Origin of the sequence: Stenotrophomonas sp. WED208, from assembly GCF_040984485.1 — a bacterium.
GTDB classification, from domain to species: Bacteria; Pseudomonadota; Gammaproteobacteria; order Xanthomonadales; family Xanthomonadaceae; genus Stenotrophomonas; species Stenotrophomonas riyadhensis.
Window position 1 is genome coordinate 2,049,325 of record NZ_JAZARB010000001.1, and the last position, 10,374, is coordinate 2,059,698.

The 10,374-nt window shown below is 67.7% G+C and carries 8 protein-coding genes; all 8 read left to right on the plus strand.

Annotated features, from left to right (window positions below; all coding sequences use genetic code 11):
- The first annotated feature begins 2 nt into the window (after positions 1 to 2).
- The 8 genes from gspK to VPH47_RS09185 all read left to right on the plus strand — a co-directional run bounded on the left by gspK (position 3) and on the right by VPH47_RS09185 (position 10,364).
- Positions 3 to 908, plus strand: coding sequence for a type II secretion system minor pseudopilin GspK (gene gspK / locus VPH47_RS09150; protein ID WP_125893666.1), 906 nt, complete (start codon positions 3 to 5; stop codon positions 906 to 908).
- Positions 905 to 2,068 (plus strand): type II secretion system protein GspL, encoded by a 1,164-nt coding sequence (gene gspL / locus VPH47_RS09155; RefSeq protein WP_368850574.1) that lies wholly within the window; start codon positions 905 to 907, stop codon positions 2,066 to 2,068. Before gspK ends, gspL begins: the two co-directional genes overlap by 4 nt.
- Positions 2,065 to 2,592, plus strand: a complete 528-nt coding sequence (gspM, locus tag VPH47_RS09160) for a type II secretion system protein GspM (protein ID WP_032128120.1) — start codon at positions 2,065 to 2,067, stop codon at positions 2,590 to 2,592. The genes gspL and gspM overlap by 4 nt, the downstream gene beginning before the upstream one ends.
- Entirely contained in the window at positions 2,589 to 4,970 is a 2,382-nt protein-coding gene (gspD, locus tag VPH47_RS09165; protein WP_368850575.1) for a type II secretion system secretin GspD, read from the plus strand. Before gspM ends, gspD begins: the two co-directional genes overlap by 4 nt.
- Positions 4,967 to 6,400, plus strand: coding sequence for a type II secretion system ATPase GspE (gene gspE / locus VPH47_RS09170; RefSeq protein ID WP_368850576.1), 1,434 nt, complete (start codon positions 4,967 to 4,969; stop codon positions 6,398 to 6,400). Before gspD ends, gspE begins: the two co-directional genes overlap by 4 nt.
- A 7-nt stretch (positions 6,401 to 6,407) precedes the next feature.
- Positions 6,408 to 7,607 (plus strand): type II secretion system inner membrane protein GspF, encoded by a 1,200-nt coding sequence (gene gspF, locus VPH47_RS09175; protein ID WP_368850577.1) that lies wholly within the window; start codon positions 6,408 to 6,410, stop codon positions 7,605 to 7,607.
- 271 nt (positions 7,608 to 7,878) lie between these two features.
- Positions 7,879 to 9,072: a substrate-binding domain-containing protein gene (locus VPH47_RS09180; RefSeq protein WP_368850578.1), complete on the plus strand. Its 1,194-nt coding sequence runs from the start codon at positions 7,879 to 7,881 to the stop codon at positions 9,070 to 9,072.
- Between the two features lie 104 nt (positions 9,073 to 9,176).
- Positions 9,177 to 10,364: a substrate-binding domain-containing protein gene (locus tag VPH47_RS09185; RefSeq protein WP_368850579.1), complete on the plus strand. Its 1,188-nt coding sequence runs from the start codon at positions 9,177 to 9,179 to the stop codon at positions 10,362 to 10,364.
- Positions 10,365 to 10,374 lie beyond the last annotated feature (10 nt).

Here is a 10,374-nt window from a genome sequence, read left to right on the forward strand (position 1 = left end):
AGATGACAGCCCGGACGCGTTCGGTCCCGTGCACCCGCCAGCGCGGCATGGCGGTGATCGTCGCCCTGCTGGTGGTGGCATTGGTGGCGGTGATTGCCACTGCACTGCTGACCCGGCAGTCGGCACAGCTGCGTGCGCTGCGTGGCGACCAGCTGCGTGCGCAGGTGCGCATGGCGGTCGATGCCACCCTGGAGCGCGCGGCGCAGCAGCTGCGTGACGATGTAAAGGAGCAGTTGACCACGGTGCGCAGCGGCCGTTGGGCGCGTCCACTGACGCTGCAGGCGCCGCTGCCGGTGCAGTTGCAGCTGGTCGATGCACAGTCCATGTTCAACCTGCGCAACCTGCTGGCCTATGGCAAGCCGGACCCGGAGGCACGGCGCGCGTTCATCGCGCTGTGTGCCGGGCAGGGGCTGGGGCAGGGTGCCTGTGCATCTGCTGCCGATCACATCCAGGCGCGGCTGCGTGATGGCGACCTGCAGGCGCAGGCGCCGTTGCCGCGTGAATCGGTGATCGAGCAGGCCCTGGCGGGCGCCGACCCAGTGGCGGTGCAGGCACTGGCACGGCGCACCGTGGTGCTGCCGGCCCAGACCCTGGTCAATGCCAACACCAGTGACATCAGCGTGTTGCAGGCGGTCACTCCCGGCGTGGAGCCGGGGCGCCTGCAGGCGCTGCTCGGTGAGCGCGACGGTGGCCATTGGCTGCTCAACCGCGGCGATATCGCCAATCGACTGCAACTGAGCAACGCGCAGATGGCCGTGGTGCCGCTTGGCATTCATAGCGAGTGGTTCCTTGCCGTCGGCCAGGTACAGGCCGATGGCAATGCGGTCGACTTCCGGGCCCTGATCTGGCGCGAGTACCGCGATGACAGTGTGCGCGTGCAGCGTGTGTGGACGAGGATTGGAGCATGAGCGTGCAGCTGAGGGTGCGCCTGCCGGCGCTGGAACACCTGCGCGCCGACAGTACGGTCGAGTGGGCGCAGTTGCACAAGGGTGCGGTGCTGGCCCATGGCCGCGAGGGCTTGGCCGTGCTCGGGCAACGTCATCCGCAGGCCGAGGTGCTGGCCTGTCTCGATCCGCAGGACCTGATCCTGCTGGAACTGCAGCTGCCGCCACTGTCGGGCCGCAGGCTGCAGGCCGCACTGCAGGGCGAAGTAGAGGCGATGCTACTGGATGACCTGCAGGAGGTCGCGTTGGCACACGGTGCGCAGGCGGCGGACGGCACGGTTCCGGTGGCCTGGCTCGGCCAGCAGGCCGTCCTGCAGGCGCAGCAGCTGCTGGCCTCGTGCGCACTGCAGCTTCAGGCCCTGTATCCGACGCCGCTGCTGCTGCCGTGGCAGAACGGCCAGGCAACGCTGCAGGCTGCCGGTGAGCATCTGCTGGTGCGCTGCGGGCGCGATCGTGGTTTTGTGCAGTGGTGCGGTGGGCGCGACACAGCGGCGGTGCTGCAGTCGCTCGCGACGCGTCTTCAGCAATCCGGGGTGCAGGCCGTGCAGTGGATCGACAGCGTGCCGTCGGCGTGGCCGGAGAACCTGCCGGCCACCGTGGTCGCGCATGAACGGCAGGCGTGCGGACCCGTGCCAGCGTGGTCGTTGCCACTGCCGGGTCGCAGCAGGCAGGCACCCCGCGTGGCGATCGGCCTCGCATTGGCGGCGGTGTTGCTGGCTGCGCTTGGGCTGCAGCTGCAGGTCTCGCGCTGGCGCAGCGAGGGCGAGGCGTTGCAGCAGGACATGGCGCGGCAGTTCAGCTCGCACTTTCCGGAGATCACCGATGTGGTGGACCCGGTGCTGCAGGCGCGGCGCGCGCTGGCCGTGCCGTTGCCGGCGCCGCCGTTGCCACCGGTGCAGCGGCAGGTCGCAACGATGCTGCAGGCGATTCCGGAGTTGGGCGGCCAGGTGCGCGGCCTGCACTATCAACCCGGCCAGTTGGAACTGGAGCTGGACGCCGATGCGCAGGCGGTAGCCGATGACGCACAGCGGCTGGAACAGTGGCAGCAGGCGGCGCAGGCGCAGGGCCTGCAGCTGGCGCGCGAGGCCGGTGGACGCCTGCGCGTGAGCGGGGGCGGACAGTGACCGCCAGAGCCGTGCGCCTGGGCGAGGGTGTGGCCGGTCTGCAGCGACGCTGGCAGCACCTGCCGCCGCGCGACCGCTGGATGCTGTGGGTGATGGTGCTGGCGCTGCTGGCAGCGGGGCTGTGGTCATTCTGGCTGGAGCCGCTGCTGAAACAGCGTGCGCACTGGCAGGCTGAGCTGCCGCGGCTGCAGGCGCAGGCGCGCGCACTGGCGCCGCTGCTGCGTGCACGCGAACGCCAGCAGCAGGTGCAGGGGCAGCGCCCGACGCTGGCCGCGCTGCGTAATGGAATCAAGTCCGCCGGCCTCGCCGATGGACTGCATGTCGAAGCACGCGACGGGCGTTGGCACCTGCAGGTGCAGGCCGTACCTGCTGACGCACTGTGGAACTGGCTGCTGCCCGTGCTGGCCGATCCGGCCATCGAACTGCAGCAGCTGCAACTGACACGCACAGGGGATGCGAACATGCCGGCGGCACGGATATCCGGAAACATCGTGATGGCACTCACTGCGGGTGGCCATTCATGAGGGCGATGCGCAGCCTTGCCTGCAGCACTGTACTGGCCCTGATCGTGGGCGCCGCTCACGTTGTTGCACCGGCACAGGCGCAGGACGCCCCCGATGAGCCGGTGCAGCTGAACCTGGTGGATACCGATATCGGTGGCGTGCTGCGCATGGCAGCACGGTTCACCGGCCGCCAGTTCCTGGTCGACCCGCGGGTGACCGGCAAGATGACCGTGGTTTCCGATGGTCCGGTCAGCCGTACCCAGGCCTACCAGTTGCTGCTGGGCGCGCTGCGCATGCGTGGCTTTGCGGTGGTCGAGAACGGCGGCGTCAGCCGGGTGGTACCGCAGGCCGAGGCCAAGCTGTTGGGCGGGCGCGTCGGCACCGGTGGTGCAGGGGGTGAGGTCGCCACGCGCACCTTCGCGCTGCGCTACGAGAACGCGGCCGCGCTGGTGGCGGTGCTGCGGCCGATGATCAGCCCGGATAACCCGATCACTGCCAATCCGGGCAACAACACCCTGGTGATCACCGACTATGCCGACAATCTGGAGCGCATTGCGCGGGTGATCGCCAGTGTCGATACACCGGCCGGCATGGACACCGACGTGGTGAAGCTGCAGCAGGGCATCGCGGTGGACGTGGCTGCGATGGTCGCGCCGCTGCTGGATGCCCAGGGCGCCGAGCCCAGCCAGAAGGTGGTGGTGATGGCCGACCCCCGCAGCAACAGCGTGCTGCTGCGTTCCAGCAGCCCGGGCCGAACGCGCCTGGCGCGGCAGTTGGTGGAGAAGCTGGACCGCGCGCAGGACGAGTCCGGCAACCTGCATGTGGTCTACCTGCGCAATGCCCAGGCCAATCAGCTCGCCGGCGTGCTGCGCGGCGTGGTGGCCGGGCAGAGCGATGCACCGGCAATGGGCAGCAACGAAGGCATCACGCCACTGCCCGGCGACGCCAACCGCGCCACACCGGCGCAGCCGTCGCAGCCGCAGCAGCCCAAGACCGGTGGCAATGCGCTGGAATCGCAGCGGCTGGACCCGAACCGCCGCGACCCGATCGACGCCGGCAGCACCGGCTTCAGCCAGAATGGCATTTCGGTGCAGGCGGACGTGGCCACCAACACGCTGCTGATCTCCGCCCCCGAGCCGGTGTACCGCAACCTGCGGCGGGTGATCGACCAGCTCGACCAGCGTCGTGCACAGGTGCTGGTGGAAAGCCTGATCGTGGAGGTCAACCAGACCGACGCGGCCGAACTGGGCGTGCAGTGGATGCTGGGCAATGGCCGCACCTTCGGCGGCACCCACTTCGGCGGCACCACCGGTGGCAGCGGGCTGAACACCACCGCACGCACCACCCTGGACGTGCTGCCCAAGGATGGCCTGAAGATCGGCGTGATCGACGGCACCATCAACCTGCCCGGCGTCGGCCAGATCCTCAACATGAAGGCGTTGGCCAACGCGCTGCAGAGCAAGGGCGGTGCCAACATCCTGTCCACGCCGAACCTGATGACGCTGGACAATGAAGCGGCCAGCATCATGGTCGGGCAGACCGTGCCGTTCGTCAGCGGCCGCTACGTGACCGACGGTGGTGGTGGCAGCAACAACCCGTTCCAGACCATCGTGCGCGAGGATGTGGGCCTGAAGCTGCGGGTGCGCCCGCAGATCTCCGAGGGCGGCACGGTGAAGCTGGACATCTACCAGGAAGTCAGCAGCATCGACGCGCAGAGCGCGAACAGCACGGCCGGCATCATCACCAACAAGCGCGCCCTGGATACCAGCGTGCTGCTGGACGATGGCCAGATCATGGTGCTGGGTGGCCTGCTGGAAGACAGCGTCAGCCATGGCCGTGATGCGGTGCCGGGGCTGGGAAAGATCCCGGTGCTGGGTGCCTTGTTCCGCAGCGACACGCGCAAGCGCGCCAAGACCAACCTGATGGTGTTCCTGCGCCCGCACGTGGTGCGTGACCCGGCCGCCGGCCAGCGCCTGACCCGCGACCGCTACGACTACATGCGCAACGCGCAGGCCGGCGCGCAGCCGGTACAGAGCTGGGCCTTGCCGGCGCTGTCGGCACCGCAGCTGCCACCGCAGGACCTGTCTGTACTCGGCCAGGGCAATGCACGCGATGGCCAGGGCCAGCCGCTGCAGAACAGCAGCCTGGCGGCGCTGTACCCGTCCGGTGACGGCGATGCGCAGCTGGTGCAGTTCGCGCAGGGGCTGGACCCGGCGCGTGCCAGCCAGGGCGTGGCGCAGGTGCGTGCACTGGGCCTGCAGGCCTATGCCGAAGCGACGCCCGGCGAGAGCGGGCAACGCCTGCGCGTGCGATTGCCGCGCGATCCGGCGACGCTGGACCCGGCGCTGCAGCAACTGCGCGGGCTGGGCTACACGCCGGAACTGGTGATCGGGCCGTGAGTGCCGCCGCACCACTGCCGTACGCCTGGGTGCGCAGCCATGGCGTGATGCTGTCCGAAGTTGGCGGCGAGTCGGTGCTGCTGGGCACCGCCGACACCGCGGCGTGGGCCGTGGCCGAACTGCGCCGACGGCATGGCCCACTGCCGTTCCAGGCGCTGGATGCCGCGACCTGGCAGCAGCGGCTGGGTGAGCAGTACCGTGACGGCGGCGATGCCGCTGCCGTGGTCGGGGCTGCTGAAAGTGAAGTGGATCTGGACCGGCTGATGCAGGACATGCCGGAGGTCACCGATCTGCTGGATGCACAGGACGATGCGCCGGTGATCCGCATGATCAACGCGCTGCTGGCACAGGCCGCACGCGATGGCGCCAGCGATCTGCACATCGAGCCATTCGAGACCCATTCGGTGGTGCGCTACCGGGTGGACGGTACCCTGCGCGACATGGTGCAGCCACGGCGCGCACTGCACGCGGCGCTGGTGTCGCGCATCAAGATCATGGCCCACCTGGACATCGCCGAGAAGCGGCTGCCGCAGGACGGGCGCATCGCGATCCGGGTGGGTGGGCGTCCGTTGGACATCCGCGTCTCCACGGTGCCGACCGGGCATGGCGAGCGCGCCGTGCTGCGACTGCTGGAGAAGGATGCCGGCCGTCTGCAGCTGCAGCGCCTGGGCATGGCCGATGACACCCTGGCCACGTTCACCGGATTGATCCGGCAGCCGCATGGCATCGTGCTGGTCACCGGCCCGACCGGCAGCGGCAAGACCACCTCGCTGTACGCCGCGCTGGGCCAGCTCGACAGCAGCACCAGCAACATCCTCACCGTGGAGGACCCGGTGGAGTATGACTTCGCCGGCATCGGCCAGATCCAGGTCAACGCGCGTATCGGCATGAGCTTCGGCACGGCGCTGCGCGCGATCCTGCGCCAGGACCCGGACACCATCATGATCGGTGAGATCCGCGACCTGGAGACCGCGCAGATTGCGGTGCAGTCGTCGCTGACTGGCCATGGCGTACTGGCCTCCCTGCACACCAACGACGCGATCTCGGCGGTGACCCGCCTGGCCGACATGGGCGTGGAACCGTTCCTGCTGGCCTCGTCGCTGCGCGGCGTGCTGGCGCAGCGGCTGGTGCGGCGGCTGTGCACGCAGTGCCGGCGCGCCGAGGTGGACGACGAGGGCCGTGCCGTGTGGCGTGCGGTGGGCTGCGCGGCCTGTGCCAACAGCGGCTACCGGGGACGCACCGGTATCCACGAACTGTTCGTGGTCGACGACCGCGTGCGTGCGCTGATCCACGAAGGGCAGGGAGAACCTGCGCTGCGCGAGGCGGCACGACGTGCTGGCATGCGGACGTTGCGCCAGGACGGTCAGCGCTGGGTCGACAGCGGGGTGACCACGCTGGAAGAGATCCTGCGCGTCACCGGCGACGACTGAGGCCTGCATGGCGCTGTTCGACTACCAGGCCGCCAACGCGCAGGGCCGCATCGAGAAGGGTCAGCTGGACGCCGACAGCCCGCGCGGCGCACGCCAGCTGCTGCGCGGTCGTGGGCTGACACCCGTGCAGGTCCGCGCGGCGCGCGGTGCGGGCAGTGGCTGGGGCGCCCGCCGACTGTCTGCCAGCGAGCTGGCCTGGGCCACGCGTCAGCTGGCCAGCCTGCTGGCCGCCAGCCTGCCGTTGGAAGCTGCATTGAGTGCGGTGATCGAGCAGGCCGAGCGCCCGCACGTGGCCCAGGCACTCACCGCCGTACGCGCCGACGTGCGTGCCGGCCAGCGCCTGACCGTTGCGCTGGCTGCGCGGCCGCGCGATTTTCCGCCGATCTATCGGGCGCTGGTGGGCGCCGGTGAAGACTCCGGCGACCTGGCACGGGTGATGGAGCGCCTTGCCGACTACATCGAAGAACGCAACGCGCTGCAGGCCAAAGTACTGACCGCCTTCATCTACCCAGCGGCGATCAGCCTGGTGTCGGTGGCGATCGTGATCTTCCTGCTCAGCTACGTGGTGCCGCAGGTTGTGACCGCGTTCGTGCAGGCGCGGCAGACGCTGCCGATGCTGACCCAGGTGATGCTGGCCGCCAGCGCGTTCGTGCGCAGCTGGGGCGTGTGGGCAGGGCTCGGCATCGCTGCGTTGGTGGTGGCATGGCGGTTGGCCCTGCGCAAGCCCGAGCTGCGCCTGCGATGGGACGCGATGCTGCTGCGGGTGCCGATGGTCGGGCGCTTCGTGCTGGGCGTGAACAGTGCGCGCTTTGCCTCGACGCTGGCGATCCTGCTGGATGCCGGTGTGCCACTGCTGCGTGCCTTGGAGGCGGCGCGGCAGACGCTTGGCAATGCGCTGCTGGCGCGCTGTGCCGATGACGTGTCTGCGCGCGTGCGCGAAGGTGCGGCGCTGGGTGCTGCGCTGAAGGTGCAGAAGGTGTATCCGCCGATCCTGGTGCACCTGGTGGCCAGCGGCGAGAAGACTGGATCGCTGGCGCCGCTACTGGATCGCGCCGCGCAGACGATCTCGCGCGAGATCGAGCGTCGTGCGATGGCGCTGACCGCGCTGCTGGAACCGGCCATGATCCTGGTGATGGGCGGCGTGGTGCTGACGATCGTGCTGGCCGTGCTGATGCCGATCATGGAAATGAACCAGCTGGTGCAGTAGATCCACGCCATGCGTGGACGGATTGCGCGACGCGCGCCATATGCGGTGCATCCACGCATGGCGTGGATCTACTGATGCCTGGATTTCTCCACACAATCCTCCACACCTTTTTTCGATCTTCCACAGGTTTCTTAAGCGGCCTGTCATCGGCGCGGACCAGCATAGCCACGTCGCCGCAGAGTGGGCTGGGAGGCCCTCGGCGGCAGCAGGCGTGTAGTGACCGTTCCTCCCTTGGTGTTTCCCTTCGCAGTAAACCCTTCAGGAGAAGATCATGAACAAGTACAAGACCCTGGCCGCGCTGGTTGCTACCGCGCTGCTCGCCACCGCCGGTGCCGCTTCGGCGCAGACTGCCGTCACCGGTGGCGGCGCCTCGCTGCCGGCCGACCTCTACAAGGGTTCGGCTGACAGCATCCTGCCGGCCAACTTCAGCTACGCCGTGACCGGCTCGGGTACCGGCAAGAAGGCCTTCCTGGAAAACAACTCGGCGCTGTTCTCCACCACCGGTACCGTGCACTTCGCCGGTAGCGATTCGGTGCTGAGCAGCACCGAGCTGAACACCTACAACAGCACTTACAACGTGTCCGGCGATGCCAACCGCTACGGCGCCCTGGTGCAGATCCCGTCGGTGGCCACCTCGGTCACGATTCCGTTCAACAAGGCTGGTTCGGCCGTTGACCTGTCGGTGACCCAGATCTGCGGCATCTTCTCCGGCAAGATCAACAACTGGAGCCAGCTGGCGGGCCTGGGCCGTACCGGTGCCATCCAGGTTGTCTACCGTGGCGAGAGCAGCGGCACCAGCGAACTGCTGACCCGCTTCCTGACCAGCGCCTGCCAGCCGGCTGACGTGTCGGGCACCAACCTGAAGCTGGCCAACGGCGTGCCGGCGTTCTCGGTGCAGTCGACCTTCGCCAACCTGTTCACCAGCGTGCCGTCGAACTTCGTCGCTGCCCCGGCCACCGGCGGCACCGCGCTGTACAACGCTGTCTATGCCGTTGACGGCCGCGTCGGCTACGTCGGCCCGGACGTCATCCCGAGCCTGACCGATGCCACCAAGGTCGCCAAGGTCAAGAGCTTCTCGCCGGATGAAGTGAGCGTGCAGGCCACGCTGGAAACCGCTGCGCCGCCGACCGGCACCGCTGCTGAGAACCCCGCCAACTGGGTGCCGGTGTTCGGCAACCCGAGCGCGGGCTATCCGATCGCTGGCTACACCAACTTCGTGTTCGGCCAGTGCTACAAGAACGCCACCGTGGGCGCCAACGTGCGCGGCTTCCTGACCCGCCATTACGGCAGCACCGTGGTCAACGGTGTGGAGCAGGGTCCGAACGACGACGCCATCCGCGCGCACAAGTTCATCCCGCTGACCAAGGCCTGGCGTGATGCCGTCCGCGCTCGCTTCGCCACCGCCACCAACGCCGGTGCGGTGAACAATCCGAGCACCTGCTCGGGAATCGGCCGTCCGCTGTAACTGCCGGATACATCAACCACGTTTTCCGCGTGCGCCGGTCTCAAGGCCGGCGCACTGCGGCATGAACGGCCACGTCCTATAGAAGGCATGGAGTTGCCAATCTCATGAACTTGCTATTGAAGGCGTTCTGGCTCGCCAGTTGCGTGTTGGTCGGAGCGCTAGAGGCGAATGCCCAGGTTCTTGTCCAGGGCGGTGGTGCGACAATGCCCGCGGCCCTGTACCAAGGGAGTCCGGACAGCATTCTTCCGACGTCGTTCAGCTATGCCCCCAGGGGCTCGGGCGTCGGCAAGCGGGCATTCCTGAGCAATGACCCATCACTGTTTTCGACGACGGGGACTGTCCACTTTGCTGGCAGCGATGCGGTACTGAGCAGCACCGAGTTGTACGGCTACAACATCACCTTCAACCGGGCTGGTGATCCCAACCGTTATGGGGCATTGATCCAGATTCCAGTTGCGCTGGCTCCGGTAATTATTCCCTTCAACAAGCCTGGTTCAGCGATTGACCTGTCGGTCACCCAGATCTGCGGGATATTCTCCGGCAAGATCACCAACTGGTCGAGCATCGACAGCGCCCGCACCGGCACCATTCGGGTTGTCTACCGTGGCGAGAGTAGCGGCGCTACTGAATTGCTGGCCCGCTTCCTGACCAGCGCCTGCCAGCCGGCCGACGTATCCGGCACTACGCTGAAGCTGACCAACGGCGTGCCGGCGTTTTCGGTGCAGTCGACCTTCGCCAATCTGTTCACTCGTGTTCCCGAGAACTTTGTTGCCGGTCCGGCGTCCGGTGATGCGGCAGTGTACGCCGCCATTCTGGCGACCGAAGGGACAATGGGATACACAGGTCCAGACCTGTCTCTTGATCTCTCGGATGCCACGCGAGTTGCACGGATCAAGGGCTTCTCTCCAAAGGACGTGAGTACTCTGGCGACACTGGATACCGTGGCGCCGCCGTCCGGTGCCGCTGCCGAGAGTCCGGCGAACTGGGTGCCGGTGTTCGGCAACCCAAGCTCAGGATATCCAATCGTGGGTACCACCAATCTCCTGTTTGGGCAGTGCTACAAGGATGTACTGTTGGCCGCAAGAGTCCGCGGAGCGCTTTCGCGACTCTACGGCAGTGTCGTGGTCAACGGCGTCGAGCAGGGCCCGAACGATGCCGCCATCGGCGCGCACAATTTCATTCCGCTTAACAAGGCCTGGCGTGATGCGATCCGTATGCGTTTCGTGGCCGCGAGCAACCCCGCTGCTTTGAACAATCCCGGCACCTGCTCGGGCATCGGTCGTCCGTTGTAACTGCCATTGC